At 46.9% G+C, this 20201-nt stretch carries 20 protein-coding genes and 1 pseudogene; 13 read left to right on the top strand and 8 right to left on the bottom strand.

Annotated features, from left to right (window positions below):
- The first annotated feature begins 97 nt into the window (after positions 1 to 97).
- Positions 98 to 796, top strand: coding sequence for an HAD family hydrolase (locus ABU165_RS10615; RefSeq protein ID WP_224952157.1), 699 nt, complete (start codon positions 98 to 100; stop codon positions 794 to 796).
- On the top strand, positions 765 to 1226 hold the full coding sequence (locus tag ABU165_RS10610) for a DUF4275 family protein (RefSeq protein ID WP_224952159.1): 462 nt from the start codon (positions 765 to 767) through the stop codon (positions 1224 to 1226). Before ABU165_RS10615 ends, ABU165_RS10610 begins: the two co-directional genes overlap by 32 nt.
- A gap of 54 nt (positions 1227 to 1280) precedes the next feature.
- On the opposite strand, the gene ABU165_RS10605 is transcribed toward ABU165_RS10610, so the two are convergent.
- The gene (locus tag ABU165_RS10605; RefSeq protein WP_009792377.1) at positions 1281 to 1676 is read right to left on the bottom strand and encodes a DUF2512 family protein; all 396 of its coding nucleotides are present in this window, start codon (positions 1674 to 1676) and stop codon (positions 1281 to 1283) included.
- Between the two features lie 206 nt (positions 1677 to 1882).
- Here ABU165_RS10605 and ABU165_RS10600 point away from each other — a divergent pair, with 206 nt between their 5' ends.
- Together ABU165_RS10600 and ABU165_RS10595 are read left to right on the top strand one after the other, a co-directional pair.
- Positions 1883 to 2101, top strand: a complete 219-nt coding sequence (locus tag ABU165_RS10600; RefSeq protein ID WP_009792375.1) for a hypothetical protein — start codon at positions 1883 to 1885, stop codon at positions 2099 to 2101.
- A 56-nt stretch (positions 2102 to 2157) separates the two neighbouring features.
- Positions 2158 to 2889, top strand: a pseudogene (locus ABU165_RS10595) (ZIP family metal transporter).
- 81 nt (positions 2890 to 2970) lie between these two features.
- Here the strand turns inward: ABU165_RS10595 and ABU165_RS10590 are convergent.
- On the bottom strand, positions 2971 to 3690 hold the full coding sequence (locus tag ABU165_RS10590) for a DUF3784 domain-containing protein (RefSeq protein WP_148950598.1): 720 nt from the start codon (positions 3688 to 3690) through the stop codon (positions 2971 to 2973).
- Between the two features lie 110 nt (positions 3691 to 3800).
- Positions 3801 to 5477: a glycosyl hydrolase family 28-related protein gene (locus ABU165_RS10585; protein WP_318060643.1), complete on the bottom strand. Its 1677-nt coding sequence runs from the start codon at positions 5475 to 5477 to the stop codon at positions 3801 to 3803.
- A gap of 271 nt (positions 5478 to 5748) precedes the next feature.
- On the opposite strand from ABU165_RS10585, the gene ABU165_RS10580 reads away from it, so the two are divergent.
- The 6 genes from ABU165_RS10580 to ABU165_RS10555 all read left to right on the top strand — a co-directional run bounded on the left by ABU165_RS10580 (position 5749) and on the right by ABU165_RS10555 (position 11851).
- The gene (locus tag ABU165_RS10580; protein ID WP_318060642.1) at positions 5749 to 6582 is read left to right on the top strand and encodes a DODA-type extradiol aromatic ring-opening family dioxygenase; all 834 of its coding nucleotides are present in this window, start codon (positions 5749 to 5751) and stop codon (positions 6580 to 6582) included.
- A complete protein-coding gene (gene pepV / locus ABU165_RS10575) occupies positions 6575 to 7984 on the top strand; it encodes a dipeptidase PepV (RefSeq protein WP_318060641.1) in 1410 nt (469 codons plus the stop codon). Before ABU165_RS10580 ends, pepV begins: the two co-directional genes overlap by 8 nt.
- 212 nt (positions 7985 to 8196) lie before the next feature.
- Positions 8197 to 9636: a PstS family phosphate ABC transporter substrate-binding protein gene (locus ABU165_RS10570; protein ID WP_318060640.1), complete on the top strand. Its 1440-nt coding sequence runs from the start codon at positions 8197 to 8199 to the stop codon at positions 9634 to 9636.
- A 110-nt stretch (positions 9637 to 9746) separates the two neighbouring features.
- Positions 9747 to 10085: a DUF6054 family protein gene (locus ABU165_RS10565; RefSeq protein WP_009792368.1), complete on the top strand. Its 339-nt coding sequence runs from the start codon at positions 9747 to 9749 to the stop codon at positions 10083 to 10085.
- A 99-nt stretch (positions 10086 to 10184) separates the two neighbouring features.
- Positions 10185 to 10895: a hypothetical protein gene (locus ABU165_RS10560; RefSeq protein ID WP_318060639.1), complete on the top strand. Its 711-nt coding sequence runs from the start codon at positions 10185 to 10187 to the stop codon at positions 10893 to 10895.
- Between the two features lie 236 nt (positions 10896 to 11131).
- Positions 11132 to 11851 (top strand): YebC/PmpR family DNA-binding transcriptional regulator, encoded by a 720-nt coding sequence (locus ABU165_RS10555; protein WP_009792366.1) that lies wholly within the window; start codon positions 11132 to 11134, stop codon positions 11849 to 11851.
- A gap of 46 nt (positions 11852 to 11897) precedes the next feature.
- On the opposite strand, the gene ABU165_RS10550 is transcribed toward ABU165_RS10555, so the two are convergent.
- On the bottom strand, positions 11898 to 12353 hold the full coding sequence (locus ABU165_RS10550; protein WP_009792365.1) for a DinB family protein: 456 nt from the start codon (positions 12351 to 12353) through the stop codon (positions 11898 to 11900).
- A gap of 170 nt (positions 12354 to 12523) precedes the next feature.
- Between ABU165_RS10550 and ABU165_RS10545 the strand changes: the two genes are divergently transcribed.
- Entirely contained in the window at positions 12524 to 12919 is a 396-nt protein-coding gene (locus ABU165_RS10545; RefSeq protein ID WP_094768069.1) for a VOC family protein, read from the top strand.
- A gap of 36 nt (positions 12920 to 12955) precedes the next feature.
- Here the strand turns inward: ABU165_RS10545 and ABU165_RS10540 are convergent, their stop codons facing one another.
- From ABU165_RS10540 to corA, 3 genes are all read right to left on the bottom strand, one after another.
- A complete protein-coding gene (locus tag ABU165_RS10540) occupies positions 12956 to 13825 on the bottom strand; it encodes a hypothetical protein (protein ID WP_318060638.1) in 870 nt (289 codons plus the stop codon).
- Positions 13826 to 14534: 709 nt separating this feature from the next.
- Complete coding sequence (locus ABU165_RS10535; RefSeq protein ID WP_148950592.1) at positions 14535 to 15242, bottom strand: hypothetical protein; 708 nt, start codon at positions 15240 to 15242, stop codon at positions 14535 to 14537.
- A 24-nt stretch (positions 15243 to 15266) separates the two neighbouring features.
- A complete protein-coding gene (corA, locus tag ABU165_RS10530) occupies positions 15267 to 16217 on the bottom strand; it encodes a magnesium/cobalt transporter CorA (protein WP_318060637.1) in 951 nt (316 codons plus the stop codon).
- A gap of 208 nt (positions 16218 to 16425) precedes the next feature.
- Between corA and ABU165_RS10525 the strand changes: the two genes are divergently transcribed.
- Positions 16426 to 16695, top strand: a complete 270-nt coding sequence (locus tag ABU165_RS10525; RefSeq protein WP_009792359.1) for an IDEAL domain-containing protein — start codon at positions 16426 to 16428, stop codon at positions 16693 to 16695.
- Positions 16696 to 16862: 167 nt separating this feature from the next.
- Complete coding sequence (locus ABU165_RS10520) at positions 16863 to 19097, top strand: bifunctional diguanylate cyclase/phosphodiesterase (RefSeq protein ID WP_318060636.1); 2235 nt, start codon at positions 16863 to 16865, stop codon at positions 19095 to 19097.
- Between the two features lie 37 nt (positions 19098 to 19134).
- On the opposite strand, the gene ABU165_RS10515 is transcribed toward ABU165_RS10520, so the two are convergent.
- Positions 19135 to 19878, bottom strand: a complete 744-nt coding sequence (locus tag ABU165_RS10515) for a MerR family transcriptional regulator (protein WP_094768073.1) — start codon at positions 19876 to 19878, stop codon at positions 19135 to 19137.
- Positions 19879 to 20201 lie beyond the last annotated feature (323 nt).

Below are 20201 nucleotides of genomic sequence, written 5' to 3'. Positions count from 1 at the left end.
CTGCCAGGCAGCTTTTTTTAATTGATTAAGGTAAATATATCCACTTTAGAGAAAAGGATGTAAAATGGGGGGAACGAAGTGATCGGGAGGAGCTGTAATGAAAGCTGTTTTCTTTGATCTGGATGGGACCCTGCTGGACCGTGATGCTTCTATAAAAGAATTCTCAATTCAGCAGTATCAGAGATATTACGATAAACTCAGCCACATCCCTCAAGCTGTGTTCACGAATAGATTCAAAGAACTGGATGCCCGGGGATATGTCTGGAAAGATAAAGTCTATCAGCAGATGGAAGCGGAATTCACTTTCCAAGGGATTGCGGCTGAAGATCTTTTAATGGATTATCTTAATCATTTCCACCAAAGCTGTGTTCCGTTTCCCCATCTAATTGAAACATTGTCTGATTTGAGAGACAGGCAGATAAAGATGGGGATTATCTCGAATGGCAGATGGGGTTTTCAAATGGCGAGTATCCAGGCTCTTCAGGTTGAGGAATATTTCGGAGTGATCCTGATTTCGGAGCGGGAGGGCATCAGCAAGCCGGATCCGCAAATCTTTCACAGAGCTATGGACAGGCTCTGCGTTTCTCCATATGAGAGTGTGTTTGTCGGAGACCATCCGGTTAACGATATAGAAGGCTCAAAGAGGTGCGGAATGGAAGCTGTATGGAAGAGGGATCCAAACTGGAATAATACGGCTGTGAAGTGGAAGATTGATGATTTAAAAGAACTTCCGTTGTTGATAGATAGAATGAGAGGCGGCGAAGATGATGGACTTGGTGCAAAAGCTGCTGAATAAAAATATTCGGGTGACTGAGCTTCAGGCTTGGGGCGCCTATTTGCGTTTTCAATGGGAATATAGCTTCGCAGGAGGGCTGAGCGCTGCTGAGAAGGCGGGCGTCTACCTGCACGATTCGGACGGAGCGTGCGGATATCTCTGGCATCTCTTCAGCTGGAAGAAAGCGGAGTGTCTCGAAGGGGACAGTGCGGATGCGGCATTCAGCTGGGCAGAAAAAGCAGGCTGCTATCTTTTTTACCAACATTGCGACAAGGCTCTGATTCTCGATGATGCCTTTGCCCTTCAAACCTGCGATCTGCTGGGAGAGGAAGATGTGTATATAACGGACAGGCAGTTTCGCTGGACCTATGTCAGAACACATGAGACAGGTTTGTGCGGGCCGTATTTCCATCATCTTGACAAATCTCCGGCTGCTATTAAATTCAAGTAGGCTCGGCCAGCATAAGAAAGTCCCGGGAAATGGCCCCGGGACTCTTTATTTTAATTAATATGCATCTGTTCTATGCTTTTCACCGAAAACATGGCTGTCCAGGTATTTATGGAAGAACCATTCTCCTGCTGCAATGACGATGGCGCTGATGATAGAAGCGATGATGATGTCACTGTCATTGGCAACAAGGTTATTGCCCATGAACCAGATAACCAGGAATGCGAGCACCGCATCTGAAATAGTCGCAATCAAATTTCTTTTTCCCTGGTCTGAACGGTCTCCTGTTGTACGGAAGATTAACAGGTCGCCGGCAATATAAGCCAGAATGGTCAGAACCACACTAATGAGCAGGGAATCGGTCAGACTTACATCAAAAAAGCCGGTTAAGATAATGCCCAATACAACAGCAATCATCACAAATTTAATGAGAAGTGCCTTAACATGTTCCATTGTTCATCCTCCTTCTGTGGTGTTGGTATATCCATTACTTAGCCTGGCCAGCCCGGGCATAAACCCAAATATTTTCCGGCGGGCAAGGGAATTAATACCAAAAATAATCATGCTTAAAAGGGTGGCAAGCGGGTAATGATTGGTAAAATCCTGAAAAAATTGCTTCATACTGATTCAATAAAAATAGCTGTAATCCAGGGAAATATATGGCCAACATCCAACATGAAATGGAGCTGAGCAGCATGGACGGTAAAGGGACCGACCAGATCATCAAACTTCTGGAAGATGAGAAAAAGCTCTATGAAGATAAACAGATCAAGCTGGCTATCGAAAAGGGGAGCAAAGAGAAGGAAGCTTATGTAAAGGGAATTTCCGAAGGATTATCGATTGCTGCAGCCATCATTTCCGGTGCTGGTGAGAAGTAATCGACCCGGGGGAAGTAAAGGACAGCGGACATTGGTGAGGAAAGGCAAGGGCTGAAATGGACAATTCTTTCATTGGCATTATACTATCTGCAATGGCAACAGGATTGGGCGCTGTTCCAATCCTGTTTTTGGATAAAATTAACGGGAAAATGAAGTGCATCCTGCTGGGATTTGCTTCAGGGGTCATGATGGCAGCGACAGCTTTCAGCCTTATCCCTGAGGCACTTAAGGCCTCTAATTTACTGGTGCTCTCAATAGGGATGCTTGCCGGTACAATTATACTGAACTATGTGAATTCAAAGGTTTCGGAGCTGGATGCCGGCGACATACGCTTTAATCCAGGCATCGACAGAAAAACGCTTATCATCGTCATTGCAATCATGCTTCATAATTTGCCGGAAGGCCTTTCGGTGGGGGTGAGCTACGGATCGGGCGAAGATAATCTCGGAACGATCATTGCTTTGGCTATCGGTCTGCAGAATGCCCCCGAGGGGTTCCTGGTCGCCATTTATTTACTCTCAGAAAATATCTCATGAATTAAATCCCTCCTGATTGCCGCTCTTACGGGAGCGGTCGAAATTGTTACAGGGACGATCGGCTACTTTCTGGCATCAAAGGTGGATGGCCTTGTTCCATATGGCCTGAGCTTTGCGGCCGGGGCTATGCTTTTCGTGATCTTTAAAGAGCTGATCCCGGACAGCAATGAAAGGAAGGAAGAGAAAATTCCAACTTATGCATTTGTGCTCGGGCTCCTTGCTATGCTGTTCCTTGTCCAGGAGTTTGGATAAGGAAAGGAAAAGGCGATGGCCGCAGGTTCGGAGAAGAATCCGGAACCTGCGGCCATTGTTCTGAGAAAAAGCCGGCAGCATTTACTCGACACTGTTTGCCAGCTGTTCATGCCATTTTAAAGTCTGTTCTTCGTTCTCCCCATTGATGAAGATATGCTTTCTTCCCATTTCAATATAAATATAGGGGGCTTCTTTGTGGATAAAGAGAAGGCTGCTTCCATAGCCTTCTACCGTAAACCGGCCTTTTGCAAGGGTTGACAGGCCAAAGCCGTTTTCCTTCCAGGTAACCTCCGGCATTTCCTCAAGCAGTTCTAGTTTCGTAATACTCTCAATTGGCCATTCATCCCCATACATGCCTGTTATTTCAAACGTATCTTCTGTGATTGCGAGATCCGGCTTTTGATAGCCGAGATAGGTAAGGCCGCTGATGAATCCAATCACGACGAAGGAGAGGATGCTGGTGAACCAATACATTCTTTTTCTTTTGCGGGGAATTTCGAACTTGGACAAATAGATGCTGCCGCCGAGGAGGAAAAGAAGCATAAAGCCAATTTGGACTTCCATTGCATATGTGAAGCCCGTAAAGGCAAGTGGAAGAAGGATGAGCATCCCAATTGCCGTCGCCAGCAGGAGGCCGCCCGTTTTCTGGGGCATTTTATTCTGAATGAGTTCCTCCTGCTCTGCTGCGGGACGTCCGGCAAAACCAGAAATGAGCCAGTAGTTCTTTTTATAGCGGATGGCCCATCCGAGAATAGAAAAAAGCACAATAACAAATACCTGTATACCTGCGAGGAACCACATAAAAACCACTCCTTTTTTGTTCGCTGTCTACTCTACGGATGGAGAGGGGCTTTGGATTCAGCTTTATGCGGTTCCTGAAAATAATAACCCTGAAAGATTTATTTGCTGCTTTATGCCATCCCGTGCTTTTTGCCTCCAACAGATACAGGGGTTTTGTAGCCTTCTGCGTGCACATCTTCAATACTGGCATGTTCACTGTTATCAGCCAGACCGAACCTGCCGTTCTCTCCTTCTGCCCGTACCTCCGAAACGCTGACATGCCGGATGCCTTCGCCAATCTGGATTCCCTGCTTTGCAGACCCTTGGATGGAGGCTTTGCTGATCTCTACATGATCAGCCCGCTGAGCTCCGCCGAACACTTTAATATCCACTCCTGCTTGTTTAAAGCCCTGAATGGCCAGGCGGTTCAGAACGACATTCCTCGCTCGGTATTGGATGGCAATGATGGGATTGCCGGCATAGTCATATTCAGGGTCGCCTATCAGTGTGAATTGGTTGATCACAACATTTTTATAAGCTGATATGACCAATCCCCTGGGTGCAGAGCCCGCATAAAGGTCTGTATGCACCGGGTGGATGCTCACTATCTTTGTTGCCCTGATGTTGCGGGCGGTCTGCGATTCTGGATCGCCGGCTTTATGATGGCCGATGTGGCGGAAGTTAAAGGAGCGGTTATCATTAACGGAAAGGTGGCCGATGATCTGGACATCAGAGGCTGCTGAAGAATTATGATGTGCCTTGATTTCCACCCCGCCGAAGCAGCGTGCGGATGAGTTATTGACGAGCCAGACATTTCTTGAGCCATCATCCACTTCAATGCCGTTTGAATTGGAGAAGCCTTTTTTGTGGGTACGGCCGCTTGGATCGCACATATGGCAGTTGGAGATCAGTATATTGTCGCTGTGATGGGTGGTGATCCCGTCATCTCCAAATCCATAGCCGTTCAGCTTGTCCAGCCAGACATAGCGGCTGCCTCCGCGTGCGCGGTATCCATCTCCTGAGTAGTTATAGAGTGTGGACGAAATATCAAAACAGTGAAGGCCGGGATTGATGGCTTCCACATTTTTTACCCATCCATACATCACGTTTGCATACGTAAGGCAGCTGGAGTGGTTTCCCCAGGTGCTGGTTTTAGCTGCATTGCCGAGCCTTTCGACGTTCCAGTCCAGGCTCAGGTTCCGGACAAGGATATGATGGTTCCCTTTCCAGTGATTTGAATTGGTCACCAGCCTTGCCGCCTTAGGAGACTGGTCAAGAAGTTTTATGACTGTCAGGCCTTTTCCTTCCCCCTGCAAGAGAGTCCATGAAGGGAGCTGAATGCCAGACACCAGATAGGTGCCGGCCGGAATGCTGACTTTTGCCTTGCCTCTGCCGATGGCCCGCCTGAAGGCTTCTGTATCATCGGTTATCCCATCTCCAGCTGCTCCGCATTCTTTAACACAAACCTCTTTTTCTAAGGCCTGGAATAGCCTGGTATATTCCTGGTCAAGCTTTTTTTTCCAGAGAGGGAAGGCAATGCCGGATTCATCAACTATCGTACTATCGGTCTCTTCATTATTCCGGTCTGCGGTCAGGATCAGGTTTTCTGCCGCTTTAATCAATTTCTTGAAAAACCCTTTGCCGTAATCAGGCGTTTTTCCGCTGTGGCTCGGGCCGGAAGGGGTTCTTCTCTCGTTAAACAGCCTGTCTGTCTCCTCGGCAAGCGTTTTTGTATCAAGCCCCGGGCTAAACTTATCTATCAGCTCTTTATTGCGGCACGGATCATGCTGCTTATCCAAAAATAGCATTTACGGATCACCTCTATTTCTTTGAGCCTGCTGGGCTATTGTATTATTCCCGTCCGGACAGGCTGCTAACCTTATTGCATCCAGAGGAGGGGAGAGAGCGGCAAATAGGAAATTAATAGACAGAAAATTGCAACTGGGTTAGTTTTATTATTAGAATACATGCGAAAAGGGGATGAGTGCAAAGAAGCTGTAAGGTTCTGTCTGAAAAAGGTTCACTTCAGAAGGATAATATCTGAATGAATTTAGATTATACACGAAGGGAAGAGGCTGGATGAATCCGTTTGTATTTGCCTGCATCACTCCGCATGGTGGAGAAATCATACCTGAACTGCAAGGGGAAAAGCCGGAGCGCATGGAAAAGACGAGAAAGAGCATGGGGAGGCTTGGGGCCCTGATGGATAAAGCCCGACCTGACAGCCTGATTGTGCTCACTCCCCATGGAACGCGCATCAATGGACAATTCGCAGTGGCTGTTTCTGAAAGGCTTGAGGGGGAAGCGGCTGAAAATGGTTCCTCCTTTATGATGGAGAGAAAAACCGATCTGATGCTTGCTTCCTCTATTTTGGCGGAGGCTGAAGCGAAAGGGCTTCCTGCAGCCGGAATTAATTACGGAACAAGTGCCGGCCCGCTATCCTGCCTTCCCCTCGATTGGGGTGCAATAGTACCGCTTCGTTTTATGCCCGAGGTGCCGGTTGTGGTCATTACGCCTTCGAGAGAAATAACTTATGAGCAGCATATCGCTTTTGGCAGGGCAATCAGAAAAGCAGCAGGGGAATCAGGGAGAAAAGTCGGCCTGATCGCCAGCTGCGACTGGTCTCATACGCATGACAGCGAAGGGCCTTATGGCTATCATCCGGCTGCGGAGGAATTGGACCGCCGGACAGCAGAATTGATAGAGTCAGGGAGGCTGGAAGACCTTGCTTTGTTCGATCCGGAGCTCGTGGAGAATGCAAAGCCGGACGGGATCTGGCAGACACTGATCCTGGCGGGGGCAGTCCCGGAGGAGGAACGGCACAGCAGGCTGTTCTCTTTCGAAGCGCCCACCTATTTTGGATTGATTTGCGCCGCTTATTATCAGAACCGGGAGGCAAGGGAAAATGATTGATTGGCAAAGGGAAGCAGAGGTACGGAAAAACGATCTGATGAAGGATCTGATTGGGATATTAGAAATTGCCAGCATCAAAGATTTATCCACGGCAACTGCAGAAAGGCCGATGGGGGATAAAATCGGCGAAGCGCTGGAGTATATGCTGAAGCTTTCCGAAGAAGCAGGCTTTACAGTGAAAAATGTGGATGGAATGGCCGGGCATGCCGAGCTGGAAGGCGGCGGGGAGGGAACAATCGGCATTCTTTGCCATGTGGATGTCGTTCCAGCCCCCGGAGAATGGACAACACCGCCCTTTGAACCTGAGGTAAGGGACGGCAGACTGTATGCACGTGGAAGCATAGATGACAAAGGTCCGACACTTGCCGCTTTTTATGGATTGAAAATGGTCAGGGAACTTGGACTTGAGCTAAGGAAAAATGTCCGGATCATCTTCGGGACAGATGAGGAAAGCGGGATGAGCTGCATGCGCCATTATGCAGAAGCAGAGCTTATGCCGGAGGAAGGCTTTGCTCCTGATGCGGTTTTTCCGATCATCAATGCTGAAAAAGGCCAGATGAATGTGAAATTGGCAATTGGGACGGGCAGGAAAGAACCGGGGCAGGAGAGGGTCTTGTCACTGCTGTCCTTCCAATCGGGCAGCCGCATTAATATGGTGCCTGAAAGTGCTTCTGCCAGTGTGGCCGGTCCTGATGCAGGACAGCTGGAAAAAGACTTTATCCTTTTCTGTGATGTAAACGGCGTCCGCGGAGATGTTGCTATAACTGATGATGTTGCTACTTTCAATCTGCATGGAACTGCAGCCCATGGGATGGAGCCTTTCAAAGGTGTGAATGCCGGGACCCTGCTTGCCGTTTTCCTGGCAGATTTGGAAGTACAGCACACCGGGGCGGAATTCCTTTCTTTCTTAAAGCTTCTCCATGGGGATTTTTACGGCCACAGGCTTGGCATTTCATACAAAGATGAAGTATCCGGTCCGCTGACAGTCAATCCGGGCATCATCTCCTTTGATCAGGCTGGTGAAAGCTTTGTGCAGCTGAATATCCGCTGTCCGGTTTCCTCTGTTTATGAAGATTTGAAAAACAGGCTGGAGGAAGCGGCTGAGTCTCAGGGGTTTAACCTTGAAGATTACAGAGAGTCGCAGCCCCATTACGTGGCCCCGGGGCACCCTGTGATTGAAGCCCTTCAAAAGGCATACCAGGAAGAGACAGGAAAAGAGCCGGTCCTTTTGTCAACAGGCGGAGCCACATACGCCAGGTTCATGAAAAAAGGGGTCGCTTTTGGCGCCTGCTTCCCTGGGAAAGAGATGACTGCCCACCAGAAAGACGAATACATTGAAGTGGATGATCTGGTGAAGGCGGCAGCCATCTATGCAAGGGCTATTTATGAGCTTGCAAAATAAAAACAGGCTGTTTGATCAACTTTTATTCAGGTGGCGGCAGCCGGTCTGGCATAGATGATCCCTCTCGATTTTAAAAGGTTAAACTAAACCGATTTAAGCAAAGAAGCTCAGCATAAAGCTGAGTTTTTTTGCTGTTCATCTTTATTTGTTATTGTAAATATTTAGTCAAAAGTGTAAAATTACACTAATTACAAAGTAAAGGAAGTGCTGGAATGCCTGGTAAATGGATTCTGTATTTTGGGATTGCCCCGTTCCTTCTATCTATGCTGTCTTTCCTTTTCCTGGGGGCCTGGCCGGACTATGCCTTTCTCCTGCAGATTATTGTGCTGGCGGCAGGCGGAGTGCTGATTGGTACATTTAAAAGCAGGAAGCTAAACGAGAACGATTGGCTTCTTGCCTGTGGACCGCTGGTATATACAGCAGTCATCTGGGCGGTTTTTATGATACTGACAGGAGGGTTTTCCGGCCACGAATCCTGGCTGTTTTATGGTATCCTCCATATTCCCTTTGCCCCGATCTTCATCTTCTCTTCCCTCATGGGCGAAGGGCGGACTTTCTTATGGGCTCCGATGGCATTTGAGCTGGCGTTCCTGGTGCCTATTGCAGTTTCAATGATTAAGAGGAAGAATGCCATTCGGATGATTCCCAAAAAGAAGGCTATCATTCTATCTTTAGTATTTGCGCTCTCGATAGGCAGCGGAGCCTTCATCCATTGGGAGCGGAGCAGAACCGTCCTCCCTTCTTATGGTTTCGATTATGGCGGCGGCTACTCAAGCACAGATCTGACACCCTATGATATAACCAATACGAACAACCGGCTTCCGAAACTTGAGGGAGGAGCTGATTTTTCAATTTCGGATGCTGATTCCATGCCTGTGCTGGATGGAGCAGAAGCGGCATTCCCTGTATATTCAGCCTTTGCGAATGCCGTTTATAAAAATGTACGGGAAGTTTCCCTTGAAAAGGAAGTGGTCAGCTTCACCAATACCATCTACGCTTATGAACGCCTTCTGTCAGGAGAGGCGGATATTTACTTCGGTGCTGAGCCCTCCGCTGAGCAGCGGAAAATGGCCGAAGATGCAGGGAAGGAACTGGTAATGACCCCCATTGGAAAAGAGGCATTCGTATTCTTCGCCAACCCGGAAAACAGCATTAAAAGCCTTACTGTTGAACAGGTAAAAGACATTTATTCAGGAAAGATAAAAAACTGGTCGGAGGTTGGCGGCAGCAGCGGCAAAATCATTGCGTTTCAGCGGCCAAAAAATTCAGGGAGCCAGACGCTCCTGGAAAAAATCATGGGTGATACACCAATCATGGAACCGTTGAAGGAAGAGGTCCCTGAGGGAATGGGCGGTATAATTGAGCAGGTTGCGGATTACCGGAACTATGACAATTCACTCGGATTTTCCTTTCGCTTCTTCGCCACAGGAATGAACCGAAGCACGGACATCAGGCTTTTAGCGATAGATGGCGTGGACCCAAGCCCGGAGAACATTGCCTCTGGAACATATCCATTTACTGCTTCCCTGTACGCCATAACTCTCAAATCCAATCCCAACAAAAACATCTCTCCGTTCCTGGAATGGATGCAGGGTGAGCAAGGGCAGCAAATAGTGGAAGAAATCGGGTATATAAAGGAATTTGAAAGCTGAGCCGGGTTACTATAGAAGGGGAAAACCAGGGGACTAAACGGTCCCTTTTTCCAATGGCTGGAACCTTTTCATGCTCCAATCCGTAATACAGACAGACAGGAGGAGACACTATGAATCATTTATCGGATTTGAAAACTTCTATAACCCCTTTTGAATGTGCTATCAAACTGCTGGAATCGGAATCATTGAACACAGATAAAATCCACGAAGAGTACCATACGCCTGCCGAAGGAATTGAGTTCTGTGTCCTTGTGTTTGAGAGATTTTATTTCCGCACGGGTGGAAGAGCGTCGCTGACGGTCATCATGGAAAATGTAAGAGGAGACAACAAAGTGAGATGCATTTCTGCGGGAAGTGCGGAAAGTCTGATCAGCTTTGATTGGGGAGCAGGCAAAAGCTTTGTCAATAAGGTGAGGGAAATTCTGGTTCCTTATACATTGGGAAAATAATTTAAAAAGGAAAACTTATGATAGAAACTCACCTGATAACAAATTCCTTAATATGGTAAACTATTAAATAGAACAATAATAGATTAAGAGGTGTGTTTCGTGCTGAAAAAGAAGAAGCTGGTAATAGGGATAGGAATTCTTGCAGCCCTGGCCATTATGCTGCTGATGGACGCTGTTAAAATCTCAAATGAGAAGCGACCTCCAAATCCGGTGGTCATGGTTGACGGGGAGAAAGTAGATGCCGATCTGCGGGGCTATACCTGGCATGGTGAGACACAGGCAGTGAAAAGGGCGAATGCAGCTTCTGTAACTGAAGTAAAACCCCGTTCTGAAATAACGGTACAATTTGGGACAAAGGACGAGCCTGAATCCACTGCACTGGACACGATTTATGGAACTGACCGCAAGAAGCCGGTGTATACAGGCACATATACGTTATCCAACAAGCCCGGCCCCATCACGATGAGAATAAAGGCAAAATGGGAAGGCAAAGGCCAGGCAGAATATACAGTGAGCCTGGACGTTGAAGAGGAATCGTCATACCAGGAACTGCTGGCTGAAGAAGCTGGTGAATATACTGTCCTGGCTATAAGGGAAAATGACCAGTCAGACCTGGGCGTTACTGAGGATGTTTATCAAGCTGGCGCCAACCGTGTGGAATATAGAAATCTGGATACAGTTCAACGAATATATACTGACCTGGAAGTCCGGCAGGCCCCGTATTTTATTGTGTTTAGCTTTGAAAAGCCTGTCCTGGGAACGAGCGATCCAGGTGAAGCTGCTGAGTACATAAGAACTCATGCTGACTGAAAATCGCCTGGCTTAAAAAGGGTCAGGCTGCTGCCCCTTCATCAGAAGTCTCTTTTCAGCATAGCTTGAAGCGCATCAATATAAAGCCGGGGTTTGGGTTTCCGCATATTCATTTAACTCGAAATAGCTGCCCTGTTTCATGTATAATAGTGGATGAGACTTACTATTTTCTGCAGGCATGGAAAGGTTTTTCCATGCAGCCATAGATCAGATATAAGTGAAAGAGAGTGGAACAGATGGGCCGTAAATGGAATAATATCAAAGAAAAAAAGGCATCCAAGGATGCAAATACAAGCCGTGTGTACTCTAAATTTGCATTGGAAATATATGTAGCGGCAAAGCAGGGGGAGCCGGATCCGGAATCCAATCAGGCTCTTAAATTTGTGCTCGAGCGTGCCAAAACCTATAATGTGCCAAGAGTCATCATCGACCGTGCGATTGATAAAGCAAAGGGCGGCGGAGAAGAGAGCTATGACAACCTCCGCTATGAAGGCTTTGGGCCGAGCGGTTCCATGGTCATCGTGGATGCTCTCACCAATAATGTGAACAGGACCGCATCCAATGTCCGCGCGGCATTCGGAAAAAATGGCGGAAACATGGGCGTCAGCGGCTCTGTATCCTATATGTTTGATGCAACGGCTGTTTTCGGTCTTGAAGGCAAATCAGCTGATGAAGTGCTGGAAATCCTGATGGAAGCAGATGTTGATGCACGTGATATCCTTGAAGAAGAGGATACAGTCATCGTTTATGCCGAGCCAGATCAATTCCATGCCGTTCAGGAAGCTTTAAAGGCTGCCGGGGTTGATGAGTTTACAGTGGCAGAGCAAACGATGCTTGCCCAGAATGAGCTTTCCTTATCAGAGGAAGACCTTGCCCAGTTCGAAAAACTGGTCGACGCCCTTGAGGATCTGGAAGATGTCCAGCGTGTATACCACAACGTGGATTTAGGAGAATAATTAGAAAAGCAGGCTTTCCTTGTTGGGGAGCCTGCTTTTTTCTTATTTATCTGCTCACAAAGAAAGGCAGTTTCTCGATGCCTGCGAGGCGGGCGTATGTAAACAGCTGTCCTTTATGATGGATTTCATGGTCTTTGGCATTCTCAAGGAGTACGATCCCGGGCATGGTCATGCCATAGAAATCGATTGTTTTGCCCAGCTGGTCCTGGGTCAGTTCTTCAAGTGCTGATTTTGTTTTTGAAGTTTCCTCCTGGACAAGTGCTTTTAGCTGCTCCAATGTTTCAATGGCCGGATACTCAGGCGGCGGCGTAAATTCGCCTTTCTTCACTGTCTGCACGAACATCTCCATAGAGCCTGTTATATGTGCTGTCAGCTCAGAAACAGACATCCCCTGCTCCCATGCTTTGAAATCCTGCTGCCCTTCTTCAAATGTGCCGAGCAGTTCGATCAGTGCATTCCTGTGGCCGAGCCAGCCTTGGATGAATCCATTCCATTTATCCATTAAGATCTTCCTCTCTTCTTATGAAAAATTCAGGCTGTGCCTCCACATCCTGCTGCCATCAGTATAATTCACTTTCCCGGGGCATTCAAAGGTGGTGCCTGCATATAAGAGCGTTCACTCAAAGGGGGCCTTTGGTAGAATGGAATGTATAGATTCGAAAGGGGGGCAGGATTATGCCTGGACATATCCATCATATTGAAATTAACGTATCTGATTTGCAGAAAACCATTGAATTCTGGGGCTGGTTTTTAGAAGAGCTTGGCTATGAATCTTTTCAGGAATGGGAAAAGGGGCGGAGCTGGAGGCTGGATGAAGCCTACATCGTATTTGTGCAGACAGAGGAAAAATATATTCATTTCCCTTATCACCGCTCGGGAACGGGCCTCAATCATATTGCCTTTCATGCTGATTCCCGCATCCAGGTCGACCGGATGGCAGAACAGCTAAAAAAGAAGGGGGTCAGCCTCCTTTATGAGGACAGATATCCATATGCCGGCGGAGAGGGTCATTATGCTGTATTTTTCGAGGATCCGGACCGGATAAAGGTTGAGCTTGCCGCACCATAAAACAGGCCGGAAGAATAGACTCCGGCCTGTTTTGCTTTATTTTATACTAACAGCCATTTCCAGAGCTTCAAGCGGTACCTTCTTTGTTTGAAGCTCGTAGATTCTTTCTCCATCTTCCCAGTAAATATCATTTTCGACCTCATTGCCGCCCTGCCTGTAATGAACCTTGATGTGCCCATCATCGTGTGGTGCAGGGAGGTAATGGGATTCAAGATAATCAACCATCTGGCGTGCAATTGCCTGATCATCCATTTGATCTTCTGAGACTGAGCTGATCTGGAGAATCCAGTTGCCTTCTTTCCAGTTTAAATATTTATGGCCTGCCGCTCCTTCTCCCATACCCTTGATGCCATGACCGAGATCAATGGCCATTTCTGCCGGTATATCGTCGAGTGACATCGGCGGGAACAATTCCTGCTCATTGTATGCTGCCGTTTTGTTATGTGCCTTAAAGACAGCGACAACAGGGGCGCTTCCATCAGGTGTTAATGAAGGGTCGTTGACAGGCACCATTTCATTCGTCTGATAGAAGGTGACCTGATAGGAATCTGTCTTATCCTCCTCGATTGAGGCTGAAAGATGGGTGCCTTCCTTCAGAGGGAATGAAGCGGGCAGGATAGCATTCTCCATCTTCAGCTGCTCTTTCACACTCCCGATGACGTCATCGGTTGTCTGGGTGCTGCCAGACTGGCTGTTATCTTCCTCTGTGCTGTTTTCTTCTGTCCCATCTGCTTCGGCTTCATTTTCTTCTGTACCGGTTTCTGCATTCTGATCATCAGGTACAGGAGTCTGTTCCTGCTGGGAATCTTCCGGAGCAGGAGAACCCGCGTCATCCGTCCCCGAACAGCCTGCTGCAGATATGGCAAAGGCAAGTGAAACTGGAAGCATCAGTCTTTTTTTATACATTGAAAATCCTCCTATTAGAATTGATATTAGATGTTTTCCCTATCTTTGCTGGAGGAAACGGTAGGTCAGCGCTGGAAAATTGAGAGACTGAATACAAAGATATATAAATACTATGCAATAAATAATTACCGATGAATTTACCGACGTAGTAAATACTTTTGCTGGGTACTACGAGAATAGGATGGATTTTCGGATGGGGCTGCTAATTTCCGTTCCAGGCACTTCGCTTTCCGCGGGGCGAAGTTGAGCCTCCTCGCGCTGCGCGCTGTGGGGTCTCAACATTTCCGCTGCAATCCCGCAGGAGTCTGCGTGCCTTGCACTCCAATTAGCAGGTTTTCCAAAAATTTTTGGGCAAGGAAACAGGCAAGGACTCTATGTTTATCCATTACTACACAAACATTGCTGTTTTCCGGCAGTATCATACAGAACTATTTTATTCTGGGGTATAAGGATAGCTATCAGGATGGGGCTGCTAATTTCCGTTCCAGGCACTTCGCTTTCCGCGGGGCGAAGTTGAGCCTCCGTGCCTTGCACTCCAATTAGCAGGTTTTCCAAAAATTTTTGGGCAAGGAAACAGGCAAGGCATTGTATGTTTATCCATTTTCATACCAACAGTGTTTAATGTATATCTACGTAAAAATTAAAGGAAGGACAGAAGGTTTCTTCTGTCCTCTTTATCTGTCAATCGTCACTGAAACAGCTGCCGTCCTTAATCCTCCTGCTTCTTAATCTTGGAAGGATTATTGATCTTATAGCGCACATCCTTATTCAGCTTCCGGTCGACGATTTTGGCTTCGAAGGTCAGCCTGTTCCCTTCAGTGAGCTCTGCCTTTTTCAGTGTTTTGCTGTAGCTGCACCAGGCTTCGCCAACTTCGAGCGGGCTTTCTCCTGTAATCTGCACCTGCTCAAAGACGATGATTTCTTCATCGGTCTCGTTAAAATGGTTATATTTTGTGGTGAATTCTTTAATGGCCGCCTCGAATGGAACCTTTTCAGACGGTAGGTCAAGGGCAGGAGCTTTTCTCTTTTTCTTCTCTGCCGGTTTTTTGTCATCCCCTGCCTTTGCTTGGGCCTTCACCGGCTCTCCTGCTTCCGGAAGCCCGGTATCCTGCGGGGAATCTCCCGTTTCAAGGGCACTGCCTTTGCCAAAGGAAGAGCTCTGCATTTCTTTTAAGTATGCAGGATGGACGCAGTGAAGGGCGTCATTGGAAAACGCCACTACAGCAGTTTCATGAGTGCCTGTCTGCAAAAATCCTTTTATGATGACAGTATAAGCGGAAGCACCGCGTTTATAAGAAAATTCCTGTTTAGCATTTTTGGCGGAGGCCGTAATCAATCCCCACTCCCTTAATTTAGCCGCATAGTCATTTTCATCGGCAAAGGTGAAAAATTCGCCGGGTGGTATCGTTTTAAACATAAGTGATCCTCCGATCTTTATTTTCTACTTGAACCAGCCTTTTTTCTTGAACCAGGCAAACATGGCAAGCCCGATAGTGAGCATGACCAGCAGGGTGGCAAAATAGCCGCTGTCCCATTCCAGCTCTGGCATGTGCTCAAAATTCATCCCGTATATCCCTGCGATGAAGGTGAGTGGCATGAATATGGTTGTAATGACCGTCAGCACCTTCATGACCCTGTTTGTCTGATGGGCATTCAATGATAAATAGCTGTCCCTGATATCGGTAGTCAGCTCCCTATTCTCTTCAATCATCTCGGCAAGCTTCAGGAGATGATCATGGATATCGGAAAAATATTTGATTTTTTCCTGAAAGCCAGCGAGCCGCTGGGAGTTCAGCATCCTGTAGATTAAATCCCTCATCGGGGCGACAGTGTGCCTCAGGGCCAGAAGATCGTGCCTGGCATCAAAGAGATCCTCAAGCAGAAGCTCCATCGGCCTGTCCTTTGAATTTTCGTCAATATCATTCAGCGTGTCCTCCAGCTGGTAGACGAGCGGAAAGTAGTTGTCCACAATTTTATCAAGAATATGGTATAGAACCAAGAGCGGCTCCCATTTATCAGGCGAGTTGGACAGCCTGAGCCTTTCCCTGACATCTTCTATTTCAGTGGAGGGATGGTGATGGAAAGTAATCACATAATTCTTCCCGAGGAAAAAGTTAACTTCTTCACGGTCAATCGTATCCGGATTGACACTATGCGTAACAAAAAATGCATAGTCTTCATAATAGTCGAGCTTTGGGCGCTGAAGCACATGGATACAGTCCTCGATGGCCAGAGGATGGAAATTCAGCGGTTTTCTCAGCAGTTCGATTTCTGCATCGGAAGGATTGCTGAAATCCGCCCAATACCAGAGAATATCCTCTTCGAGCAGCCTGGTGATATCCCAATTGCTCTTAATTTCATGATTCTTAGTAACCGCAATCGTTCTGATCATATTATCTCCTTTTAACAGTGCATCCTCTTTATAATAAACGAAATAATCGCTTTAATAAAATTTGAAAATAGGTTGATGATACAGGCTTTTTAAGTGAAATAAAGACATATGACCGATTGACCCGTTATTTTTTAGGAAATTCGGGTAATAAATAAGTACTAACACAATTGAATGATAATATCTTATAAAAACAGGAGGCAGGAACGATATGAATTCCGAGTACAAACCGAACCAATTCAACCAGGATCAGTATTTATCATCCATCCATGACCTAGCGGATAAAGACAGCTGGAAGACAAGAAAGATTCTGTCTCAGGAAACAACAGAATATACAGATGCAGTGAACGAAGTCATTGGAAAAGTGCAGGGCGAGTGGCTTGAAGCCAAACGATATGATGAAATAGACAAAGCTTTGGATAATAAAGATGAAGAGCGTTTTCAGGCCCTTACATCAGAAAACTGGGAAGCGGTGTTATAAAACAGGATGAATAGAGGAAAGAATATATTTATATTTCCGAGATCGGGCCCATCTTTTCAATTTGGAAATGAGCCCGATTTTTTTTTTGTTTACCCGTTATTTATGGGATAATAGTGGAAATAACGGATATTTCCTTTTAAAAGCATATACATAGGAGCTTGCCATAAATGAGATTTTTCGCCAGGAATTATACCATACTGGTATGGATTATTATATTATGTTTCATATTTTTAGTGGATGAGGCTATTAAAACAGCTCTTGCCTATTATTTTCCTCCCCGGAACTTGTGGGTGTTCGAATTGATCCATACAGTGATCAGCGTAGGGCTCCTGATTGTATTGTTCCTCGTTTTTATCCAAAAAGGCATCCAGAAAACAACAGCCGAACTGAGAAAAAGCAATCAAAGGCTTAACAATATCTTTGATACCCTGGACGTCGCCATATGGCATCATAATATGAAGAGCGGCAGGCTGATGATTACCTCAGGAATTGAAAAGCTGTATGGCTTTCCTCGGGAATCGTTTTATAGGGATCCGGATTTGTGGAGAAAAGTGATCCATCCGAATGATGTGTCTGTCCTGAATGAACGGGAACAAAAAGTCAAACAGGGAGAACCGGTCGTAAGCATATACCGAATCATCCGCCCTGAAGGGGGAATCCGGTGGATACAGGATAGAGGAATCCCCGTCCTTGATAAAAAAGGCAGGCTGATTGAATTTTCGAGCGTCCTGTTTGATATAACAGATAGACAAGAAAGTGAAGACCGGTACCGGGGCCTTGTTGAGCTGTCTCCTGACTTTATCGGTGTTATTTCCGGGAATGTCATTGTATATATCAATGAAGCAGGATGCAGGCTGATCGGCGCTTCCAGTAAAGAACAGCTTCTTGGGAAGCCTATTATTAACTTTGTCAATAAAGAGGCAACCTCTGAAATTTATAATACGCTGCTGGCAGCAGACAGCGACCTGGCTGGGAAGAGGCGCTTTGAGGTACAGGCGAAAAGGCTTGATGGCGTCCTTGTTGATGTGGAAGTATCCTCCATGCCGATCCGGTACGGCGGCAGAGAAGCTGTACAGGTGATTGGCCGGGATATTACGGAACGGAAAAAGTCTGAAAAGACCATGGAGTATATGGCGTTTTATGACACATTGACAGGCCTGCCAAACCGGAATGAAATCATGAAGCGGCTGCAGGGCATTTTGAACAGCGGAAAAGAGAAAGCGGCGGTTTTATTCCTAGACTTGGACCGCTTTAAAATTATCAATGACACAAAAGGCCATTCTACCGGCGATCTGCTCCTTAAAAAGGCAGGGATCCGTTTGGAGGATACTGTAGGAAGCCTCGGGCTTGTAGCCAGGCAGGGCGGCGATGAATTCATCATCCTTTTTGAAGAAAAAGAAAAGCAGCAGATAGAAGGTGCGGCACGGGCAATCCTCGAGCAGTTCAACAAGCCTTTCATCCTGGAAGGAGAAGAGTTTTATATTACACCAAGTATCGGCATCAGCCTGTATCCTGAGCATGGGACTGATCAGGAAACGCTGATCAAGCATGCAGATACAGCCATGTATCTGGCCAAGGAAAGAGGAAAGAATAATTTTCAATTTTACACCTCTTCCCTTGAGGGGCTGGCCTCCCGGAAAATGGCTTTGGAGAATGGACTGCGCAAAGCGCTTGACCGCGGAGAGCTTCTGCTTCATTACCAGCCGCAGATAGATCTGAAGACAGGGAAGCTGAAAGGGACGGAGGCGCTCGTGCGCTGGCAGCGTCCAGATGGAGGGCTTGTTCCTCCCGGGGAATTCATACCGCTGGCAGAAGAGACCGGTCTGATTGTGCCGATGGGAAAATGGATTCTGCGGACAGCATGTGAACAGCATAAGCGCTGGAAATCGGAGGGAGCCGGATCGGTTCCGATAGCAGTCAATATATCAGTCCGGCAGCTGGAGGATCCTGAATTCATCATGTATGTAAAATCTGTTCTGTCTTCCTGCGATATTGAGCCTGGCTGCCTTGAATTGGAGATTACAGAAAGCATCATGCAGAACATCGAAAAGGCGACCATTGCCCTGAATGAATTAAAAAAGATAGGCATCAGGCTATCCATTGATGATTTCGGAAAAGGATATTCCTCATTAAGCTATTTGAAGCACCTGCCGATCGACACCATCAAGATTGATAAGTCGTTTGTAGACGATATACTGGATCCTGCCCAAAATGGATCGCTTGTGAAGGCCATAATCGATATGGGCTTAAATTTGAATTTCAGTGTAGTCGCTGAAGGCATTGAACATAAAGAACAAGCAGAGTTCCTGCTGGAAAACAATTGCCCGGTTGGCCAGGGATATTACTTCAGCAGGCCTGTAACAGGGGAAGTATTTAAGGAGTTCATTAAAAGTTTACAATAAGGAAAACCCAAGCCGCAGAAGGGCTTGGGTTTTCTCTTTATTTATTTTTGTCTGCATATACGGCCATCGTGTCACGCATGAAGATAGCGAGGCCTTCCCCGAATTGATCAATATTTTTGGTGAAGCGCTCATCATCGACATACAGCTGCCCGAGCCCCTTGAAGGCATCCAGTGAATAGCTGCCTATTTTGTTCAGGAATTTAAACCATTCTCCTATTGCCTCTTGGGCTTCATCAGAGTCAGGGGCCATATGCCGCACTTCCGCGAGGCTCCGGTAAATCCCGTTCATGGAATCCCCCATTTTTTGCTGCTCTTCTTTTGTCATGTTGGAAATCTTTTTATTTGAGGCATCTACAGCTTCATCCCCCCAGCGTTCACGGGCTTCCTGCTCATAGGGATTGGAACCGAAGTCAAAGCCTTCAAATCTTTCTTTATTTGACATGTGTATCTCTCCTTTTGCATGCCTGATCGTTTTATCCAGCGATGCAATCATCTTATCCAGGCGGCTGCGCTTTTCGAGCAGCATTTCCCGGTGCAGCTCGAAGGCCTTCTGCTGGTCAAACGAAGGGCTGCTGATAATATCTTTGATTTTCTTCAAAGGGAAGCCGAGCTCTTTGAAAAAGAGGATCTGCTGCAGGGTTTGCAGGTTTTCATCTGAGTACAGCCGGTAGCCTGCCTCCGAGAGCTCATCAGGGACGAGGAGCCCGATTTCATCATAATGATGCAGTGTGCGCACACTGATGCCGGCCAGATCGGCGGCTTCTTTCACTTTCATGGCCATTGTTCCGGCCTCCCTTCAACCATTACTTTAAAGTATTACGCAGCGTGAGAGTCAACATGTAAAATAGAAGAATTTATAAAAAGGCACAATAAAAAAGAAAGCCCGCGGAGGTGCAGGCCGGGAGGGGGACAAGGTGTCATTACCTGCGTTCCTAAATTCTGGGCAAGCCGCTTCCGCATTTCTGCTTGTCCAGCTCCGGGCGCTAGCCCCTCGAGGTCTTAAGCCAAACAGATCAAAAGGTTAAAGATCAAACCTTTCGCTCTGTTTGTCTTAAGCTTGAGGCCCGCAGGATGCGGGTCATGCGGACGTTGCCACAGGACGTG

Source organism: Cytobacillus sp. T106, from assembly GCF_040492155.1.
Taxonomy (GTDB): domain Bacteria; phylum Bacillota; class Bacilli; order Bacillales; family Cytobacillaceae; genus Bacillus_AB; species Bacillus_AB infantis.
This window is presented reverse-complemented; position numbering and strand designations above follow the sequence as displayed.

Coding starts and splice junctions, on each gene's coding strand:
- ABU165_RS10525 (WP_009792359.1), top strand. CDS start 16,426: ATGAATTCCGAGTACAAACCGAACCAATTCAACCAGGATCAGTATTTA.
- ABU165_RS10565 (WP_009792368.1), top strand. CDS start 9,747: ATGAATCATTTATCGGATTTGAAAACTTCTATAACCCCTTTTGAATGT.
- ABU165_RS10515 (WP_094768073.1), bottom strand. CDS start 19,878: ATGGCCATGAAAGTGAAAGAAGCCGCCGATCTGGCCGGCATCAGTGTG.
- ABU165_RS10600 (WP_009792375.1), top strand. CDS start 1,883: ATGGCCAACATCCAACATGAAATGGAGCTGAGCAGCATGGACGGTAAA.
- pepV (WP_318060641.1), top strand. CDS start 6,575: ATGATTGATTGGCAAAGGGAAGCAGAGGTACGGAAAAACGATCTGATG.
- ABU165_RS10570 (WP_318060640.1), top strand. CDS start 8,197: ATGCCTGGTAAATGGATTCTGTATTTTGGGATTGCCCCGTTCCTTCTA.
- ABU165_RS10540 (WP_318060638.1), bottom strand. CDS start 13,825: ATGTATAAAAAAAGACTGATGCTTCCAGTTTCACTTGCCTTTGCCATA.
- ABU165_RS10555 (WP_009792366.1), top strand. CDS start 11,132: ATGGGCCGTAAATGGAATAATATCAAAGAAAAAAAGGCATCCAAGGAT.
- ABU165_RS10610 (WP_224952159.1), top strand. CDS start 765: ATGATGGACTTGGTGCAAAAGCTGCTGAATAAAAATATTCGGGTGACT.
- ABU165_RS10550 (WP_009792365.1), bottom strand. CDS start 12,353: ATGGATAAATGGAATGGATTCATCCAAGGCTGGCTCGGCCACAGGAAT.
- ABU165_RS10590 (WP_148950598.1), bottom strand. CDS start 3,690: ATGTGGTTCCTCGCAGGTATACAGGTATTTGTTATTGTGCTTTTTTCT.
- ABU165_RS10535 (WP_148950592.1), bottom strand. CDS start 15,242: ATGTTTAAAACGATACCACCCGGCGAATTTTTCACCTTTGCCGATGAA.
- ABU165_RS10615 (WP_224952157.1), top strand. CDS start 98: ATGAAAGCTGTTTTCTTTGATCTGGATGGGACCCTGCTGGACCGTGAT.
- ABU165_RS10520 (WP_318060636.1), top strand. CDS start 16,863: ATGAGATTTTTCGCCAGGAATTATACCATACTGGTATGGATTATTATA.
- ABU165_RS10585 (WP_318060643.1), bottom strand. CDS start 5,477: ATGCTATTTTTGGATAAGCAGCATGATCCGTGCCGCAATAAAGAGCTG.
- ABU165_RS10605 (WP_009792377.1), bottom strand. CDS start 1,676: ATGGAACATGTTAAGGCACTTCTCATTAAATTTGTGATGATTGCTGTT.
- ABU165_RS10580 (WP_318060642.1), top strand. CDS start 5,749: ATGAATCCGTTTGTATTTGCCTGCATCACTCCGCATGGTGGAGAAATC.
- corA (WP_318060637.1), bottom strand. CDS start 16,217: ATGATCAGAACGATTGCGGTTACTAAGAATCATGAAATTAAGAGCAAT.